The following is an 18949-nucleotide window of genomic DNA, read 5'->3' on the forward strand; positions in this document are numbered from 1 at the left end:
TCTATTCCTCCTTATCTCTCCCATACTCCAGTAAAAGCAGAGCCAACAATGCACTTCTTTCTGTCATCTTATCCAGAACAAGATACTCATGATTAGCATGTGCGCCGTCTCCAACCGCTCCAAGTCCGTCTAATGTTGGTGCAAACGGTGCTGTCAGGTTACCATCACTACCTCCACCCGTTTCCATTTCCGTCAACTCAAATCCAAGACTGGATTCAGCTATTTGTTTGGCTTTTTCGAACATCTCTGCAACTTGCTCCGTTCGTTCTAACGGCCAACGATTAATGCCCCCAGTCACTTCAACTTTGACACCTTCAATCTTAGGTTGAAGGTTTAATATAAGCGGCAGAACTCTTTCATATTCTTCTTTGGTTTTCACTCTCAAATCCACTTCTGCATAGGCCTTTTCAGCAACGACATTTGAAGCGGTTCCTGCAGTTATTTTCCCAACATTCAACGTTGTCCCAAGTTCTAAATCTGTGAGAGAGTGCAAGTACAATGTTTGGTGTGCCAATTCCTCTATTGCACTTTTCCCTGCCTCTGGATCAATTCCAGCATGAGAAGGTACCCCCGTCACTTCAATAGTAAATATTCCAACACCTTTTCTAGACGTTTTTAAACATCCGAGCTTCGACATCCCTGGTTCAAGAACAAAAACCACATCACTTTTAGAAGCTTCCTTCTCAATTAACTCCTTTGAAGAAGGATTTCCGATCTCTTCATCCGAATCAAAGAATAAAACAACTTTTTTATCAAGTGTTTGGCCCAAGTCCTGAAGCGCATGCAATGCAAATAATCCCTGAATCAGGCCGCCTTTCATATCGAATACACCCGGACCACGTGCAATGCCATCAGTCATTTGAAACGGGATTTTTTCCAATGTCCCTTTTGGCCAGACTGTGTCAAAATGGGCAAGGATAAGAATCTGTCCATCTCCCTCTCCGAACTCTCCTCTAACATGGTTTCCGTATTGATCATTGGAAATGATTTCAGCCTTTCCCCCGGTGAGCTCTTCAAATGTTGCTGCAATCCAATTTGCTAGCATATCTAAAGATTCTTTGTCATATGAATGGGATTCTTTTTCAACAATTTCCTTAAGGTATCCATACATTGTTTCTTTCTTTTGCTCTAACAACTCATATATTTGATGCATAAGAAACTCCTTCTTTCTAAAATATATTAGCCAAAAGTTTTATATACTCTTCCGGCAGAATAACCTCCGTCAACCAAAAGATTTTGACCTGTTATATATGTCGCTTGGTCCCCCGAGAGAAAGGCGACTGCAGAAGCGATCTCCTCTATTTTTGCAGAACGTTTTAAAGGTGAATAGGATAGTTTTTCTTCATGTTCTTTAATCGCTTCTTCATTCGTCAAAGTGTTAAACAATGTTTCAGTCTCAACAAGTCCTGGGCCAACAGCATTAACCCTGATGCCATAAGGTGCAAACTCGAGAGCCAATACTTGGGTGAGCATCTTTACAGCAGCTTTAGAAGAACAGTAATGAGAGACACCAGGTCTTGCGACTTCACTTGCAGTTGAAGTAATATTTACGATACTTCCATCCTTCACCTTATTGGCAATCATGAAATCTACTACCTCTTGGGTTAGGAAAAATAATGATTTCACGTTTAGATTATAAACAGCATCCCAGTCGCTTTCTTCAATTTGCAATGCGGGTTTTGATGGAAATATCCCTGCACAATTCACTAATACATCAACCGTCCCAAATTCTTCCTTGGCAAAACTTACGATAGTTTTGCAAAATGAAATACTTGTTAGATCTCCAGTAATGAATTGAACATTTGTGCCACTTCCCCCTTGCTGCCTCAGTTCATCAACAGTTTGAAGCAATTGCTTTTCGTTACGGTCAACAAGAAGCAGTTTATAGTCCATATCAAGTAAATGTTGAGCAATCCCTTTACCTATTCCTGCTGCACTCCCGGTAATCACCGCTACTTTTCCAACTATTTCTTTGTTCATACTCTCTCCTCCTGAATTAGTTAAAGGGGTCAAGAGAGCTGACCCCTATTATTTACTAGTAATCTATTTCCCTGATGAATTACTCAATTCTTCCCCGAAAAACGGCTCCAGGCTTTCTTTAGGCACAGGTTTAGTGAACAAGCTTACAACTATAAGTAAAATAGTTGAGATGATTAACCCCGGGATAACTTCATTTATTCCATATGGCTTGTGAAGTACAAATAGCCAAATTAAAACGGTAATTACTCCGCCTATCATTGAAGTTAACGCCCCCGCAGTTGTCGCTCGCTTCCAGTTTAATCCGACCAGGACAATAGCAAAGAAGAAACTAGCAACCATGGAAGCCTGCGCCATCACAATGAACTGAACCATGTCAAACGGGCGCAAAGCGAATATTAGTGGAATAAAAGCCAATATGACAACAGCTATCCTATTCACTTTCATTTTTTGTTTGTCAGTAGCCATAGGGCGCATCAGTCCATAAATATCATGGGAAATTCCTGAAGAAGAAACAATCATCACTCCTGAGACCGTACTCATAATGGAGGCAAGGATGGCAACCATTAATAATGCGCCAACGATTGGCGGCAACACATTAATGGCCATTATAGAAGAAGCACTATCACCACTATTCAACACTGGAAATAATGCGCGCATTCCCATTCCACCTAATGCCACGGAGATTCCAACAATCATTTGGAATACGAAAGAAAAACCAATTGCCAATCTAACTGTTTTAGCATTTTTCAGCGTATACATACGCGCTAATTCATATGGTGCAATCGCTATGGAAAAGCCAAAAGCTGCTCCAAATCCAATTAAATCCTTAACGCCATAGTGCCACCCTGTAATACTTGCATCGAGGTTCGTGAGAAAGGTACCCACAAAATTAACCCCGCCCGCTTGATGAAACAGCAAAGGAATTGCAGCAAGAAAACACCCCGCCATAATTATCGCTTGCACAAAATCACTGTAGGCAGTCGCCTTCATACCGCCTTTTAATGTATAAACCATTGTTACTGCAATTGTTATAAGTGCTCCCCACACCATCGGGATCCCAAATATGTTCTGCATTACAATTCCGCCTGCAACATACTGTGCAATCAAGTAAACTGTATATGCTACGATGATTAGAATTGCCGCAATTACTTTGCCCGCTTTTGTGTTATATCTCTTTTCAACATACTCCGGAACGGTCACGGCTTTGAACTTTTGAAACTTAGGTGCAATCCATATTGCCGAGACAACCCAGCCAAGCCAGAGTCCTGGCCAAAACCAAATATAACTGGCGCCTGTTAAGTAATGCACCCCCATTGTTCCAACAAATGTTCCAGCGCTCATTTGGGTCGCTGCTAGTGCAGCCCCCCCTATAACTGGACCGATAGATCTACCCGCAACTAGATGATCCTCACTTGTTTTGTTTCCCCTTCCAGCCCACCAACCAACTCCGAGAATCATAATGAAGTATCCAATAATTACATAGTAAAACTCCGGACTGATTTCGAACATTTCTCCAGCTCCCCCTATTCCTCTTTAGAATTTTTATATAAAGCCCATCCGAAATACATCATTAGAAACACAACTGCAAAGATGACAAGACTCCAAAAAGGAACTCCCATTTTAGTTCGCAACCTCCTTTTCAGCTTTTAGTTCTGATCGTATCCATACGGAAACAATGAGCACCAGCACAGCAATCGAAGTCCATCCGACAAAGTTGAAAAGCGTAAAAACCTTCTTTGTATCGCCGAAAATATAATTGACATGGGATGGGACATTCATTAAATAACTGGTAACCTCATTCTTTTCACTTTTTTTCAACACTGGAAAGGAGTTACGTTGAATTATTTTGCCTTCTGCTGTGGTGAAGTTAATTGCTACAATATTTCCTTTGCCCTGACTAGGCACCAGCGGCACAAAAATTGGCACAGTAAATTCACCTTGCTTTAGCATTAATTCGTAAGTGATTGTATAAGTAAAATTCCCACTAGAATTTTCCGGAGCAGTTACGAAATATCTATCCAGCGCTTTACTTTCCTCAGTTGTAAATTCTAAGGAATGTCCGTCCGAAACAACTTTGAGATTGCTAATTTCCACATTGTTTATTGATGAGAGTGTGTGTTCTATACTTCCATCCGTAAGTTCTTCAACATTATTGATTGTTATTTTCTGGGTAACCTCATATCCAACATCCCCGTCAGAAATTATATTTATCTCCGCTTTTTCAAGGGTGGCGGAATTGGATTCTGCAGCCTTCGCTACATCACCAAATATAATCGTCATAAGAAAAACAAATAAGATAAAGAACCTCGTTTTTAATTTCATAAATGAACCCCCCAATTTCATTTTTAAATAGAAACCACTTCATAAATAATGGATTTCCTATTTAATTCATTTACTCTAAGAAGTAATTATTATTTGCATGCATTTGTGTTATTTTCTTCACACGGTCTGATACCTTCTTGTCATATTTCGATTCTATTGCGGCAGTAACTAGGTTCAAAAGACTCAATACCGAGGAAACCGAAATCAAGTTTTCCGAAGCTACATTGATATCCGTCGTTAAACAAACATCTGCAATCCTGCCAACTGAGGATAGAACTCGATCCGTAATCGCAATTACTGTCACACCTTGTTTTTTTGCAATTTCTGCAATCCGTAAAGTTTCTGCGACATAGCTAGGAAAAGATAAAAGCACAATTACATTTTTCTTATCCTGATTAAACAGTAAATGCTCTGGAAAGCTATGACTTGCTGAATTGATTAAATTCACATTTTCTCGCATCATGCTAAGTTTCAAATAAAACCAATGCGCAGAAGTGTAAGATGCTCGGAAGCCTGCAATTTTAACTTCATCAGCTTCCATTAAAATATCAGCGGTCTGCCATAACAACATTTCATTCAAATTATTTGACATATTTTGCAGGATTGAAATATCCCTTTCAATGATGGATTGAAACAATCCCCCTTTCGCATCGTCCGAGCTCTGATACTGTTGTGAATTACTTAACCTTTCACCATCCTCCAAGAACTGTTTTTGTAACTCTTTCTGCATATGGGTAAAGCTATCAAATCCAAGAGCATAAGAAAGCCGAATAATCGTCGTTTCACTCACATCCACTTTTCTTGCCAATTGAGCCGCAGTCGACATGCCATATTCAATTTTGTTATTCAGCAAATACTCCGCTATTTTTTTTTGGCCAGCTGATAATTTCTCGTATTTAGACTTAATAATGTCTTCAATATTCATAGTTTCTTCCTCCAGATGATGTATTATATGCTTCGCCAATAAATTTAGAAGAATCATATAATTCTTTAACCCATGGTAACTCATTTTGAAAGTAAACTCAATATGAATTTATATTTTATTTTAAATAGTCTATTAATAATCAAACCTACTATAGTTAATTACGGAAATGGTAAACGTTTTTGTTTGACTTGAAGAACACTAAAAAACCCCACCATTGTGATGAGGTTAAATAAATTTTTTATCTTGGATTAATAACATGTACAGTTGCTTTAGCATCTTCAAAACCGCCGGCTTTTAATTATCCATACGTAAGTTGCCGCTTCAACCTGTGGGTTATAGGAACAATATCATGAAAGAGCTGACCCCTCCCCTTTATATAGAGAGTAAAGGAAGAATTATCAATGACACATTGCCTTAATGAGTACTCACAATTTGCCAATCATAATGAAATGTACACAGCAGCGAAAAAGCATACTTCGCTTCACAAGATTGAATTGAAAAGATCAGATTGCCAGGTGCTGGACATAATTCTGCACCACTTGAAGTGATGGAAAATGAAACGGAAACCATGAAAGATAAAGTTTCTACTCTACTCGACAAGCCGAAAAATATGAAGTGAAAAAAAGCGATCATTCTCTCGATGAGAATTAGACCGCTTTTTTATCCACTATTCCGTCCTATCATACCTCTTCGGATTATATGCCACTTTCAGCAACGAAACTGCAATCAGTAAACATAAAATCATTGCAGGCAAACCACCTAAATTCGATAGCATCTTTATACCATCTATTTCGGCGAAACTAATCATCATCCATGCAATTACAGCAATCGATATACCCCATATAACCTTTATGGCGATACTTGGCTCGGGGCTATCTGGTGTAATTCCAGTAGAACTAATTCCACCCATTGCAGATATGTTCGAGTCTGCTGCTGTGACGAATGAAATAAAGACGATGAACAAATAAAATGGTATAACGATTGCCGATAATGGAACTTCAGCTAGTATGGCGTATAATGCCGTTTCTGGACCACTTGTAGTAAAGACATCCGCAATTTTCGTATCGGTAATCAAGCGGTGTATGGTCGTCCCGCCAAAAATAGTCATCCACAACCCACCAAAGAAAGATGGGAAAGCAAAGTTTACAATGATGAACGTCCTAACCGTGTACCCGTAGCCAATTCTCCCTAAAAACAATGCCGTAATAGCAGCCCACGCAAACCAGTTCGCCCAATAGAAGACAGTCCACCATTGTGGCCATTGATCGCCGGATGCCGCGCCTGTAAACAAACTCTTCTCAAAGAAGTGCGTCACATAGTGGCCAAAAGATTCGACACCAAGATTAATAATGAAGCCAGCTGGTCCCGCAACAAAAATGAACAGAATAATGATTATGTACACTTTCATGTTAAGATCCGATAAAATTCGAATTCCTTTCATTAACCCGCTTGCTGCCGAAACAACAAAAGTCGTCATTACGATTGCGGTAATGAATGCCCATGCTACCGGCGAACTCGCGATACCCGTCAGGTAATTCACCCCGCCGCCAAGGTTGATGACAGCCGTTCCCAAAGCTGCAGCCATCCCTAATGCAAGTGTATATAAACACACCGCGTCAATAACCTTCCCCCATCCGCCTTCTATTCTCGATCCGAATAAAGGGGCCATCGTTGAACTCAAACTAAACGACTTTTTCATATTATAATAGGCAAACGCAAACATTAACGCAGGAACACAATAGATGGCATACGGTGTAATCGTCCAATGTAAAAACATTGTCGACATCGAATAGATCACTGCCTCAGGGGATTCAGGGGGGATATTCATCGATTCCGGTGGCGCTAAGTAATGATAAATCGGCTCTACAATCCCCCAAAACGTTACTCCAGCCGCCACTGTAGTCGTCAGTGTAATCGCAATCCAATTTGGAAGCGTCAGCATTGGTTTTGCATCTTTTCCACCGATTTTCACTTTGCCTAAAGGCGAAAAGTAAACAATGCTCACTGTCGCCAATAAAATCAAACCACTAAGACTGAAAAGCCCTCCTAAATTGGCTAATAACCAATCATTTGCTTTTGTAGTTATATTGATAAAAGCATCCCTATTTGTAAAACTTATGATACCGGCGACCAAAACTAATAAAAACGGTGGCCAAAAAACAGCATGTCTAAGATTCAAATCCTCTCTCTCCTTACTATTCTGCCGAGAAGGCCTGGCGACGACGTTTTAGCTGGACAGCAATTCCCTTGCGAAACTACGCAAATCCTCTTCAGAGACGAAGCGGCAATTATTTTCCCTCATCGGTTGATTTTCTTCCGATGTCATTGTTTCTACTAAAAGATCTACATCATTTATGCTTAAACCATCCTCTTTTAGTGATGTGTTTAATCCGCTCGAATGGACTAGTTCCTTAAAACGATCCGCCCCTGCATAGGCGATCTCTGATTTGCTCAATCCTTCCGTATGTACACCCATCGCTTTCGCGACTTTCGCAAACAAGTCCACATCCCCTTCTACCTTCCATCTATACGTTGCATTCATCGCCATCGCAACTGCTCTCGCGTGTGGTACTCTTCCGACTGTTGTAATCGCATGGCCCATACAATGTGCGATGCCAGTGCCGCCGTTTTCGATCGCCACTCCCGCAAGTGCCGCCCCTACCGCTAAAGCCGTCCTGCCTTCGAGATCCCTTGGGTTATGCAGAACTCGCTCCACGTTTCCGCAAATCAACTCGATTGATTTCAGCCCGAATGCTTCCACTATCGGATTTGACCTTGTACCCGTACAAGCTTCAATTGCATGTACTAATGCATCCAATGCAGTTGCAGCCGTTAAATGCCGGGGGAGCCCCTCCGTAAATAACGGGTCTAAAATAGCAACGTCCGGCGCCATTTGTTCGTCCCATCCCCATACTTTGCGTTTTTCAGCATTCGTAAATACAACTGTACTCGTCACTTCGGCACCCGAACCTGAAGTGGTAGGGATCATGATGGACGTGATTGTTTTCTTCGGAAAAGGGTTTGCCATCAGTTCATAATGAGATGCAGACGCTCCCCCCACGGCAACAAGGGAAGCCATTTTAGCTACATCCATTGCCGAGCCTCCACCGATTCCAATGACACAATCTGCATCGAAGTCCTGTATGACCCGTGCGGCTGCATCAATCGAACGTACGGATGGATCACTCTCCAGATCACTAAACACGGTATATTCAATATTGCTTTCATGGAGCACCTTTTCGACTAAATTGACAAGACCTGCTTCAATGACACCTTTATCTGTAACAATGACTGTTTTAGTTGAAGCTGTTGACTCTTTTATCAGTTGTCCGAGCTGAAGGTATGTACCTTCTCCACAAATGATTTTTGTCTTTAATCCAAACTCAAATGTTTCTTGCATGTTTCGTCACTCCTTTCATTCCGAAATGAAAGACAGATGCTATTCAATATTTCAAGTAAACCGTCTTCACTTGTGTAAATTCATAAAAGCCATGTTTACCATCATCTCCGCCGATTCCGGACTTCTTCCATCCCGAATGATAACCTTGATACGCTTCACCTTGTTGTCGATTTACATAGACTTCTCCACACTCGATATTGGACAATAACTCCATAATGTTTCGATAATTATTGGAATACACATTTGATGTAAGTCCGTAATCCGAGTCATTCACGTATTCAATGACTTCTTCCAGCGTTTCAAATTCAACGATCGGCAAGACAGGGCCGAATATTTCCTCCCTGACAATTTTCATCTCTTGCGTACAATTATCAAGTAGCGTCGGCGGATAAAAACTACTACCCTCTGACACTAATTCTCCGCCACATAAAACGGTAGCCCCTTCGGAAACAGCTTCCTCAACCATTTCATGGACTCTTTTCGCATCATTCGGGCTCACTAAACATGTCATTCCGATTTCAGGGTTCTCTAGGCCATCCCCAAACTCCGTATTTGAGAACTCTTCCACGAGCCTGTTGATGAATGTTTCCTTTATGGACTTGTGTACGTAGAGCCTTTCCGTGTTGTTACATACTTGGCCCGAGTTAGCCAAACGCCCGCCTGCGATCGCTTGAACGGCAAGATCGATATCTGCATCCTCCATCACAACCGCCGGCGCTTTCCCTCCGAGTTCCAAAGAGATTTTGATCATATTTTGCGCGCACTTCTCCATAATTCGTTTCCCGACAGCCGTGCTTCCAGTGAACGTAATCATGCTGATCTTTTCCGAAGAAGTCAGAGCTTCCCCAACAACGCTATCCTCACCTGTAACAATATTAATGACACCTTTCGGAATATCCGTATCGGCAATCAACTTCGCTAGCTCCAACGCGGATAATGGTGATTGAATACTAGGTTTGATGACTACCGTATTCCCCGCAATTAAGGCCGGCACCATTTTTCGTATGAGGACATAAATCGGAAAGTTCCAAGGAACAATGATGCCAATCGCTCCTAACGGTTCTCGAATCGAAAGGATTTTTTCGTTGGCATTGTCACTTTCTACGACATCGCCTTCAATTCGTCTTGCCCATTCTGTTTGGTACTCCCCTAGATCAGCTGCATAAAACACTTCCGATTTCGCCGAGGAAAAGCTTTTACCCATTTCCAACGTGATCATTTTTCCAATCGCATCTAAACTACTTTCATCTTGCATTAAACGTAAGAGTTGCATAACTAATCGGGCTCTTTCAATTGCCGGTGTCTTCTTCCATTTTGAAAAAGCTGTCACTGCGGATGAAACGGCACGGTCCACATCCGCTTTCTCTAATGAAGGCACCTCACCGATCACTTCATTTGTAGCGGGGTTCATAACTTGAATTGTATTATTTTGTTTATGGCTAACGTATTCTCCGTCAATTAACGCTTGTAATGAAATCATGTAGGCTCATCCTTTCACAATCACTCGGCTAATAAATTCCTTTTTTCTTCCTGCAATGGAATGTTGGCCCTTTCTTCATCATACCAATTTTATAAAATAGTTCAAGTCGACTGTCATTTATTATGACTACAATAATCAAACTAAGTATGACGTAATAGATATAGGATCTTATCAACGGAGATTTCAAAACTGCTTGTTATTTGGCTAGAGCTTACGATTCTAAGCTTGATCATTGTGGCACCGCTGACTTTTCTATTGTTGTAAACGAAAAACAACCATCCGCTCACATGAATCTATGTGAATTGGATGGTTGTTTTTTTATAGACAACTCGCCTTACATTAGTTGGTTTCGTTACGAAAGGTTTTGATGTCATTATGAATCATATTTATTGTGTTGCGGCTAGTTTGCTTACGTTGCAGTCCGCTTTCGTTTCGTTGCATGTTGTTTTCATTGTGTTGCGAGCCGGATTTATTTGCGTTGCGCTTCAATTTAGTTGCGTTGCACTTCGAATTCATTGCTTTATGAATTTAAAAACCAGATTCCCTTAGCTCCAGGAATCTGGTTTTTCACTACCCCACTTTCACATCCAAATCATTATAGTTACTAGCTGTCCTATGCTTAACCAGCTGCCTTACAAACCAAGCTAGTACAGCCAACCAAATAACCGCTCCTAAAGCCAGAGAAATACCATAGTCCAGGTTAAAGCCTTCTGGTGCATAGAAGAAATACGTACTTACCACCGCTGTCATGAATAATGCCGGAATGCTGCAGATCCAATGGAACTTGTTGTTTTCCACCAGGTACATAGCTGCCGTCCATAACATTACCGCAGCAACGATTTGATTCGATCCGCCAACATAACGCCACAGGAAGCTATAATCAATCGTTGTTAGATAAAGCGTTATTCCTGCTACTGGTATGATCAGTAAAGCCAATTTCCCTTTCCCATTAAAGTCTTTCTTCGTCAGTTGTGTTAATAGTTCAGCAAGCATCATTCTGGAGGAACGTAATGCCGTATCACCGGTCGTAACTGGTAGAATAACGATACCTAAAATTGCAATGAATCCACCAAATGCGCCTAGCGTTGTTAAACTGATTTCATTCACGATTGCAGCAGGACCTCCTGCTGCCAGTGCTGTTTGCAATGCACCTGTACTGCCAAAGAAGGTCATTCCTGCAGCTGCCCAAATCATCGCAATAATCCCTTCGCCAATCATTGCGCCATAGAAAACTTTTCTACCTTCACTTTCTTTTTTTAATGTTCGAGCTAAAATCGGGCTTTGTGTACTGTGAAATCCAGAAATCGCCCCGCACGATATGGTTACCATCAACAATGGCCAGATAGGCAGTTCTCCAGGATGCAAATTACTGAATGTCAAATTGGGGATTGAATGATCAAAAAAGAATAATCCAATACCGATTGATACCGCCATGAAAATTAAAATAGCTCCAAAAATAGGGTACACTCTTCCGATTACCTTATTAATCGGTAGCACCGCCGCAAGTATAAAATACGCAAAAATAACAACTAACCAAGTCGTAAAGTTAAGTGGCGTTATTTCCGTAAGTAGCTGGGCAGGTGCTGAAGTAAATGCTGCCGCCACCAGTACCATTAAAACGATCGAAACGATTGTGATAAGGAATTTCATTTTACCGCCTAAGTATCTTCCGACAAGTGTCGGAAATTGAGCTCCATTATGTCTAAGCGACAGCATACCCGAAAAGTAATCATGTACCGCCCCTGCAAAAATACTACCGACAACAATCCATATAAACGCGACTGGTCCATAAAGCGCGCCCATGATTGCACCAAATATCGGGCCGGTTCCAGCGATATTCAGAAGCTGAATCAAACTCGCTTTCCACCAACTCATTGGAATATAGTCAAGACCATCGTTGCTTGTATAGGCAGGCGTCGGCTTCTTGTCATCGATGCCAAAAATCCGTTCAACCACCTTCCCGTAAACGATATAACCAACAATCAACAACAAAATGGATATTATAAAAGTAATCATCGCTGAACCCTCCCTCTTTTTCTGAATTTTAAATACAATAATATACCGAATAGAAACAACAATCAATAGTTTTATTCGATATTTTTCGACAAATTTCTACAAACTTTTGTTTATTATATTCTGCTTCCTCCTCGAGTTAGCAAAATTTGTTTACGTACTACCTAAAGGACTACTCACTTCACATTGATTGGTTTCGTTGCGAAAAATATTCATTTTGTTGCGGCCTGTTTGCTTTCGTTGCGAGCCGCTTTTGTTTCGTTGCGCGTAGTATTCATTGTGTTTCGAGCCGAATTGATTGCGTAGCGAGATGATTTCTTTGCGTTACGGTTCACGACCAGTATGAAAAACTAGATTAAGCCGAGCAATTATTTAAAGCCGGCACCCAAAATTTCCTGCAATTCATGATTCTAGTGAGGAGCACCTTCTTTGAAAGGGTGGCGAACGGGCCGAAATGTAATTAATTTTACATTTCCTGAAAAATTCGCTTATAAATAATCTGAAAATATGATACAGTTAGTATTGTATACTTTAATACAATGGGGTTTGTAGAGTGAAACACATAAAATTAAAAGCACTTAAGTTGCAAACAAAGTTGACGCTTCTCATATTTGTACTTGCATGCTTAGTGATTCTTTCATTCGGAATTCTTTTCATGTCCATTTTGTCTGAGTCGGTGGAAGAAGAGATCGGAAAACGGGCATTGAGTGTGGCGGAGACGGTTGCATCGATGCCGGAAGTAAAAGCAGCCTTTCATTCCCCCTCCCCCGAAGAGATCATTCAACCATTGGCGGAGGAACTGAGGAGAAAATCAGGGGCGCAGTTCGTCGTTGTCGGCAATAAGGATAGCATCCGGTATTCCCACCCTAGCGTAGATCAGATTGGCCAGATGATGGTTGGCGGCGATAACGATCTGGCTTTATTGCATGGCGCTTCCTACATATCCAAGTCTGCTGGAACGCTGGGTCCTTCCATCAGAGGGAAGGCACCTATCATTGACGAGAACGATGAGATTATCGGAATTGTCTCGGTCGGCTTCTTGAACAGGGAAGTTGAAGGGATTGTCCGAGGTTACGAGAACAAGATTTTTTCCCTAGTTGTGCTCGTCCTCTGTTTTACAATTATCGGGTCGCTTCTCATCGCAAAAAACGTGAAAAAGTCCATTCTCGGGTTGGAACCGACTGAAATCGGTCTATTGTTCAGGGAAAGAAGCGCCATTTTGGAATCCATTCATGAAGGCATCATCGCCATCAATGCGCGGGGGCATATTACTTCAATTAATGAAGCCGCCTATAATATCTTAGGAATTGAACCCTCGAAAAAGCATTTAAATAAACCTATTCAAACCGTCTTACCGAACACTAAAATGTTGGAAATCCTGGAGGACGGCACTAGCCACTTCAATGAAGAATTGAAGTTGAATAATAATGAAATCATCGCCAGCCGAGTACCCATTCTATCCTCAGGACGTGTAATCGGCGTCGTTTCAAGCTTTAGGAAGAAAACGGATATCGAACAACTATCGAAAGAACTATCACAGGTCCAGCAATATGCGGACGGATTGAGGGCGCAAACCCATGAGTATTCAAACAAGCTGTATACCATATCGGGTCTGATTCAATTGGGGTCATACCAGGATGCACTAGAGCTCATTCAAAAAGAAACGATCGGTTACCAGGATTTCATCCAATTCTTATCGGAGTCCATCCACGACCCTTTACTCAGTGCTATTCTCCTTGGTAAATATTCGAGGGCGCATGAATTGCAAGTGGATTTTAAAATTGATAAAGAGAGTTCATTGGAAGACATACCGAGCGACTTCCAAAGGGACAAGCTCGTAACGATATTGGGGAATGTATTGGATAATTCGTTTGAAGCCGTTCTTGCCGCAAAACACGGTCGCAAAGAGGTCCATCTATTCATGACCGACTTAGGGAATGAATACATATTTGAAATTGAGGATTCGGGCGACGGTGTGGAACCGGATCAGCTCCCACTGTTGTTCACGAAAGGGTTCAGCACCAAAAAAGGGGTTGATAGAGGACACGGACTTCATCTTGTACAGCGCGCGCTGGACAGTGTGAATGGCTACCTTACGATGACAGAAAGCAGTCTCGGCGGGTTATCGGTAGTGATCGTCATTCCAAAAGGGGAGGGGAAATCATAATGAATGAAATTAAGGTATTGATCATAGAAGACGATTTCAGGGTCGCCCAAATCAACAAGCAGTTCATTGAACAGATGGAAGGGTTTGAAGTCTGCGGGACGGCATCGACAATCCAAGAAGGAAAGGACAGTTTATTGGCATCCATTCCGGATCTTGTTCTACTGGATGTCTATTTCCCCGACGGAAATGGAATTGAAATGATCCGTCATATCCGGAATCACCATAAAAATACCGATATCATCTTGATCACGGCTGCGAAAGAACTGGAGACCGTGCAGGAAGCGATACGAGGCGGAGTCATCGACTACATTATTAAACCTGTAATGTTGGACAGGTTTCAACGGACTTTACAGAAATACGCCGAGTATTGGAAAAAACTGAAATCGATTCCCGACAACGTGGACCAGGAAAAAGTGGATGCACTCCTAAATAGCATTTCCAAGGAACAGAAAGCGGATGCGGAAATGCCGAAGGGAATCGATCCACTCACCTTGGAAAAGATCAATGACAGGTTGATCTCATATAAAGACAAAGGAATTACTGCTGAGACTCTTTGCAAAGACGTCGGCATGAGCCGGACAACCGTCCGAAGATACTTGGAATACTTGGTATCGACCGGAATTATTACGGCCGAACTATCATATGGCCAAGTCGGCAGGCCCGAGCGTGTCTATTTGGCGAATTAAAAATGAGAAGACGAAGACATGAGTGGCCGTCTTCTCATTTCCATTATGCTTTCCCGATCTTATTCCGCTTTGTAATCCGTGAAATAATCATCGGAGCAAAAAGGGATAACGCTGCAATTCCTATAAGCGTGGCCGAAATTGGACGATCGATGAAAACCATCAAACTTCCGTTTGAAATGGTCAATGCCTGCCTGTATGACTGTTCCATCATGCCTCCGAGGATGAACGCCAAGATGAACGGGGCCGCGGGAAATGACAGTAGTCGCATAGCATAGCCTATAACACCGAAGATGATCAATACGTATAAATCGAATGTACTGAAGCTGACACCATATACACCAATTAGACAGAAAACTAGAATGAGAGAAATCAGCATCCCCTTCGGTATATAAAGGATCTTCGCAATGTAAGGGATCAAAGGCAAGTTCAAAATCAGAAGCATAACATTACCGATATACATACTCGCGATGACTCCCCAGAAAACGTCCGGATGGTCATTCAATAGCATCGGACCCGGCTGCACGCCGACAACCAACAAAGCACCCAACATGATTGCAGTCGTTCCGGAGCCCGGAATCCCTAATGTCAGCAAAGGAACGAAAGAACCGCCGGCAGCCGCATTGTTAGCGGATTCGGGCGCCGCAACGCCGACAACATTCCCTTTACCGAATGAGTCGGGATCTTTGGAAAGCTTCTTTTCGGATATATAAGCAAGGAAAGAAGCGATCGTTGCACCAGCTCCCGGAAGCACACCGATCAGGAATCCGAAGACGGACTGCCTTCCAACCGGAGCGGCCATCTTTTTCGCTTCCGATTTTGTAATCCGCAAACTCCCTATATTGCTCCCGCTTTTGAACAGACTTTCCCTCCGCGTAATAATGAGCGAAGTCACTTCTGCCAAAGCGAAAAGACCGAGCGCGATAACTAGGAAATCAATGCCATCGTAAAGTTGCACACTACCGAATGTAAAACGCTGTGTCCCCGTCTGCGCATCAATTCCAATCGTCGCCACCATTATGCCCGCACAAGCGGAGATGAACGCTTTGACTGTTGACCCATCAGACAATGACGCAATCGCTGTCAGTCCCAGCAACATCAACGCGAAATATTCCGACGGCCCGAATGTCAATGCGAATTTCGACAATTGAGGCGCTACAAGCATCAATCCGACCGTTGCAAACGTCCCCCCGATAAAGGAAGCAATTGCCGCAATGGCAAGCGCTTTTCCCGCCTTCCCTTGCTGTGCCATCGGATAACCGTCAAATGTAGTAGCGACTGTCGATGCCACCCCTGGTGCATTCAGAAGAACAGAAGATGTGGAGCCTCCAAAAATCGCACCGTAATAGACACCTGCCATTAAAATCAAAGCCGAGGCGGGATCCATCCCGTAACTTAACGGAATCATAACAGCAATAGCGCTGATAGGTCCGAGACCCGGGAGCATCCCAATGATCGTCCCCGCCAATACTCCGATGAACACGAACATGACATTTTGCCAAGTGAGGGCAACTTCGAAACCGTATAGAACACTTTGTAATGTATCCATTTAATATATGCCCTCCTTTAGAACGGTAAAATTCCTTGTGGCAAGTAGATTTTCAGTAAATAGTTAAAAGCGATATACAAGATGAATGTGAAAACAAGCGAAACCATCACATTACGCTTCCAGTTCATATAACCGAACATCCTCATCGTCACAATCAGAAAAATCCCTGTCGTCAGGATAAATCCAAGTATTTCAAGGAAAAATACGTAAAGCAATAGTGCCGCCAACGTCAAAAGCAGAAGGATGACATCCTCTTTCTTTATGTTCCTCTTCTGCTTCTCCTCTTCAGTTTCAGGACGATTTTGGATGAACAGCAGGATTGCCAAGCCAAGGAGCAGAAATCCGAGTCCTTTCGGCAAAACATCCGCGTCCACTTGCGTGTATGGGTAAAGAGGAAGCTGAAAGCTCAATATCAAGTAGACGATGGCAATTGCCATAATGACTAAAGAGACTTTCCGATCCATTGTATGTAAGGACATTTTCATACTCCTTTCTTAATGAAGAAGAAGGAGGATGCTTCTTAACAGCCATCCCGCCTTCCAGTGAATCATTTTTTCAAGCCGATTTCCGTCATCAGTTTGTCGATTTTATCGTATTCTTCATCAAGGAATTTACTGAACTCCTCGCTTCCCATCCAATTCGGCAACCAGCCATAGCGGTCAAGTTCTTCTTTCCATGCATCCGTCTCGGTCATTTCCTTCAGAGCGTTCTCGTAGTATTTTGCAGCTTCAGGACTCATATCCTTAGGTCCCATAATGCCTCTCCAAACAACGAATACATCGTCAATGCCTTGTTCTTTCAGCGTCGGGAAATCAGAAATCACGTCCCCTTCAATTCTTTCCGCAGACGTAACGCCTAACACTCTTACATTACCAGCCCTGACTTGCTCAACCGCTTCTCCCACTCCGGTTGAATAAACTTCCACTTGCCCGCCGAGGAGCATCGTCATGCCTCCGCCATCTTGAGCAGAGACGTACTTCACGTTTTTCGCGTCTACTCCAGCTGCACTGACCGATTTCACAAACTGCATATGATCCATGCTTCCAGGCGCTGAGTCGCCGACAACTGAAATGGATTTCGGGTCTTTTTTCATCGCGTCCACAAGATCATTCATATTTTGGAATGGCGAATCCGATTTAACGAGGTATGCCGCATAATCCGCAGTCAATGCTGCAATCGGAGTGAAGTCCTTATGCCCTAAATCGGATTGGCCGTTCAAAGGAACGAACATGATAGGCGGTGATGTCGGGAATAACAGATGGTCATCTTTCTTCTTGCCATCTATGTATGCCCATCCGATTGCACCTCCTCCACCCGGTTTGTTAACTGCCGCGAATCGTTGGTTGACGATTTTCTGTTCCTCCAATACCTTCGCTGCCGCTCTTGCAGTTGTGTCCCATCCGCCGCCAGCACCAGCCGGTACAATGAATTCAATCGGTTTCGTCGGTTTCCAATCATCGCCTGAAGCCGAACTCGCTTTTTCGTCGCCATTGCACGCTGCCATGATTGACGATAAAGCGAGCACGGCACCTAATAAGATTGATTTCTTCTTCATACTTACTCCCTCCCCCAATAAAAGTTTGATACTCTTTCATTATAATGAAGCGCTTTCAAAATTAAAGATTTCGAATTTATTAACTTTAAAGGCTATTAAATCCTTTTTGTTCATAAAGTTTATGGGGGCGCGTAGTCCTTTAAAAATCAAAAAGCGGGCAGGAGAAAATGTAGCTCTCTCCTGTCCGCCTATTGTTCATCATGCAAATAAAGTTTAAGGGTATCTTTCGTAACTTCCAAATTCCTTTTAATATGCTCCCGCATCTCATTTTCCACACCGACGCCATCACCCGACCGGATAAGTTCCAAAATCGCTTCGTGTTCTTGAACGGGAATGGCAGGTACATAAGCCGGATTTTTATAGCCGCCGAGCCGTCGGTATCTTTCAATCAGGCTATCCACTTGCAGCAAAAAACGCTTAGCCGTCTCATTCGCACTCAACGCATAGAGCAACGCATGGAATTCGCTGCCGTACTTGACGGTATGTTCGTTGCGCCCCTGATCCGCCGCCAACTTCATGAGGTGCAGGATGTCCTCCAATTGTTGCAGCACCTCCTCACTCATTTGCTCAGTGGCTTCCCGTGCCAACAGCCCTTCCAACACTTCCCTCACCTTATAAACCTCTTCCGCTTCGTTCAATGAAATCGGCGCCACATGCATGCGGCCGTTCGGCTTCTTGATGATCAGCCCTTCCAGTTCGAGTCGATAGAGCGCCTGCCGAAGAGGCGTCCGGCTCACTTCAAGATCCGTCGATAGCTCCTCTTCGACCAATTGCTGCTCGGGGATGAAAATCCATTCGATAATCCGTCGCTTGATTTCCTTGTAGGCGATATCACTAGAAGACAATCGCTTATCGTTTGTCATCTTTCTCATGTC

The 18949-nt window shown here is 42.8% G+C and carries 15 protein-coding genes; 2 read left to right on the forward strand and 13 right to left on the reverse strand.

Features of this window, described 5'->3' with window-relative positions:
• Position 1: 1 nt before the first annotated feature.
• The 9 genes from ACFPTP_RS16100 to ACFPTP_RS16140 form a co-directional block, all read right to left on the reverse strand.
• Positions 2-1153 (reverse strand): M20 family metallopeptidase, encoded by a 1152-nt coding sequence (locus ACFPTP_RS16100; RefSeq protein ID WP_381446902.1) that lies wholly within the window; start codon positions 1151-1153, stop codon positions 2-4.
• A gap of 26 nt (positions 1154-1179) precedes the next feature.
• The gene (locus ACFPTP_RS16105) at positions 1180-1980 is read right to left on the reverse strand and encodes an SDR family NAD(P)-dependent oxidoreductase (RefSeq protein WP_381446904.1); all 801 of its coding nucleotides are present in this window, start codon (positions 1978-1980) and stop codon (positions 1180-1182) included.
• 63 nt (positions 1981-2043) lie between these two features.
• Positions 2044-3489, reverse strand: coding sequence for a sodium:solute symporter family protein (locus tag ACFPTP_RS16110; protein ID WP_381446906.1), 1446 nt, complete (start codon positions 3487-3489; stop codon positions 2044-2046).
• A 111-nt stretch (positions 3490-3600) separates the two neighbouring features.
• Positions 3601-4302: a hypothetical protein gene (locus ACFPTP_RS16115; protein WP_381446909.1), complete on the reverse strand. Its 702-nt coding sequence runs from the start codon at positions 4300-4302 to the stop codon at positions 3601-3603.
• A gap of 70 nt (positions 4303-4372) precedes the next feature.
• Positions 4373-5227 (reverse strand): MurR/RpiR family transcriptional regulator, encoded by an 855-nt coding sequence (locus tag ACFPTP_RS16120; protein WP_381446911.1) that lies wholly within the window; start codon positions 5225-5227, stop codon positions 4373-4375.
• A gap of 667 nt (positions 5228-5894) precedes the next feature.
• Positions 5895-7406 (reverse strand): BCCT family transporter, encoded by a 1512-nt coding sequence (locus tag ACFPTP_RS16125; RefSeq protein WP_381446913.1) that lies wholly within the window; start codon positions 7404-7406, stop codon positions 5895-5897.
• A gap of 48 nt (positions 7407-7454) precedes the next feature.
• The gene (locus ACFPTP_RS16130; RefSeq protein WP_381446915.1) at positions 7455-8627 is read right to left on the reverse strand and encodes an iron-containing alcohol dehydrogenase; all 1173 of its coding nucleotides are present in this window, start codon (positions 8625-8627) and stop codon (positions 7455-7457) included.
• Between the two features lie 43 nt (positions 8628-8670).
• Entirely contained in the window at positions 8671-10107 is a 1437-nt protein-coding gene (gene aldA / locus ACFPTP_RS16135; RefSeq protein WP_381446917.1) for an aldehyde dehydrogenase, read from the reverse strand.
• A 570-nt stretch (positions 10108-10677) separates the two neighbouring features.
• Complete coding sequence (locus ACFPTP_RS16140) at positions 10678-12123, reverse strand: carbon starvation CstA family protein (RefSeq protein WP_381446919.1); 1446 nt, start codon at positions 12121-12123, stop codon at positions 10678-10680.
• A 550-nt stretch (positions 12124-12673) separates the two neighbouring features.
• Between ACFPTP_RS16140 and ACFPTP_RS16145 the strand changes: the two genes are divergently transcribed.
• Entirely contained in the window at positions 12674-14287 is a 1614-nt protein-coding gene (locus ACFPTP_RS16145; protein ID WP_381446921.1) for an ATP-binding protein, read from the forward strand.
• Positions 14287-14973, forward strand: a complete 687-nt coding sequence (locus tag ACFPTP_RS16150) for a response regulator (protein WP_381446923.1) — start codon at positions 14287-14289, stop codon at positions 14971-14973. Before ACFPTP_RS16145 ends, ACFPTP_RS16150 begins: the two co-directional genes overlap by 1 nt.
• A gap of 43 nt (positions 14974-15016) precedes the next feature.
• On the opposite strand, the gene ACFPTP_RS16155 is transcribed toward ACFPTP_RS16150, so the two are convergent.
• From ACFPTP_RS16155 to ACFPTP_RS16170, 4 genes are all read right to left on the reverse strand, one after another.
• Complete coding sequence (locus tag ACFPTP_RS16155) at positions 15017-16519, reverse strand: tripartite tricarboxylate transporter permease (protein ID WP_381446925.1); 1503 nt, start codon at positions 16517-16519, stop codon at positions 15017-15019.
• Between the two features lie 17 nt (positions 16520-16536).
• A complete protein-coding gene (locus ACFPTP_RS16160; protein ID WP_381446928.1) occupies positions 16537-16998 on the reverse strand; it encodes a tripartite tricarboxylate transporter TctB family protein in 462 nt (153 codons plus the stop codon).
• 68 nt (positions 16999-17066) lie between these two features.
• On the reverse strand, positions 17067-18074 hold the full coding sequence (locus tag ACFPTP_RS16165; protein WP_381446930.1) for a Bug family tripartite tricarboxylate transporter substrate binding protein: 1008 nt from the start codon (positions 18072-18074) through the stop codon (positions 17067-17069).
• Between the two features lie 188 nt (positions 18075-18262).
• The gene (locus tag ACFPTP_RS16170) at positions 18263-18946 is read right to left on the reverse strand and encodes a GntR family transcriptional regulator (protein WP_381446932.1); all 684 of its coding nucleotides are present in this window, start codon (positions 18944-18946) and stop codon (positions 18263-18265) included.
• Between the last annotated feature and the right edge of the window lie 3 nt (positions 18947-18949).

Origin of the sequence: Sporosarcina koreensis (assembly GCF_042655825.1) — a bacterium.
Classification (GTDB): Bacteria; Bacillota; Bacilli; order Bacillales_A; family Planococcaceae; genus Sporosarcina; species Sporosarcina koreensis.

Coding starts and splice junctions, on each gene's coding strand:
- ACFPTP_RS16100 (WP_381446902.1), bottom strand. CDS start 1,153: ATGCATCAAATATATGAGTTGTTAGAGCAAAAGAAAGAAACAATGTAT.
- ACFPTP_RS16105 (WP_381446904.1), bottom strand. CDS start 1,980: ATGAACAAAGAAATAGTTGGAAAAGTAGCGGTGATTACCGGGAGTGCA.
- ACFPTP_RS16110 (WP_381446906.1), bottom strand. CDS start 3,489: ATGTTCGAAATCAGTCCGGAGTTTTACTATGTAATTATTGGATACTTC.
- ACFPTP_RS16115 (WP_381446909.1), bottom strand. CDS start 4,302: ATGAAATTAAAAACGAGGTTCTTTATCTTATTTGTTTTTCTTATGACG.
- ACFPTP_RS16120 (WP_381446911.1), bottom strand. CDS start 5,227: ATGAATATTGAAGACATTATTAAGTCTAAATACGAGAAATTATCAGCT.
- ACFPTP_RS16130 (WP_381446915.1), bottom strand. CDS start 8,627: ATGCAAGAAACATTTGAGTTTGGATTAAAGACAAAAATCATTTGTGGA.
- aldA (WP_381446917.1), bottom strand. CDS start 10,107: ATGATTTCATTACAAGCGTTAATTGACGGAGAATACGTTAGCCATAAA.
- ACFPTP_RS16140 (WP_381446919.1), bottom strand. CDS start 12,123: ATGATTACTTTTATAATATCCATTTTGTTGTTGATTGTTGGTTATATC.
- ACFPTP_RS16150 (WP_381446923.1), top strand. CDS start 14,287: ATGAATGAAATTAAGGTATTGATCATAGAAGACGATTTCAGGGTCGCC.
- ACFPTP_RS16155 (WP_381446925.1), bottom strand. CDS start 16,519: ATGGATACATTACAAAGTGTTCTATACGGTTTCGAAGTTGCCCTCACT.
- ACFPTP_RS16160 (WP_381446928.1), bottom strand. CDS start 16,998: ATGTCCTTACATACAATGGATCGGAAAGTCTCTTTAGTCATTATGGCA.
- ACFPTP_RS16165 (WP_381446930.1), bottom strand. CDS start 18,074: ATGAAGAAGAAATCAATCTTATTAGGTGCCGTGCTCGCTTTATCGTCA.
- ACFPTP_RS16170 (WP_381446932.1), bottom strand. CDS start 18,946: ATGAGAAAGATGACAAACGATAAGCGATTGTCTTCTAGTGATATCGCC.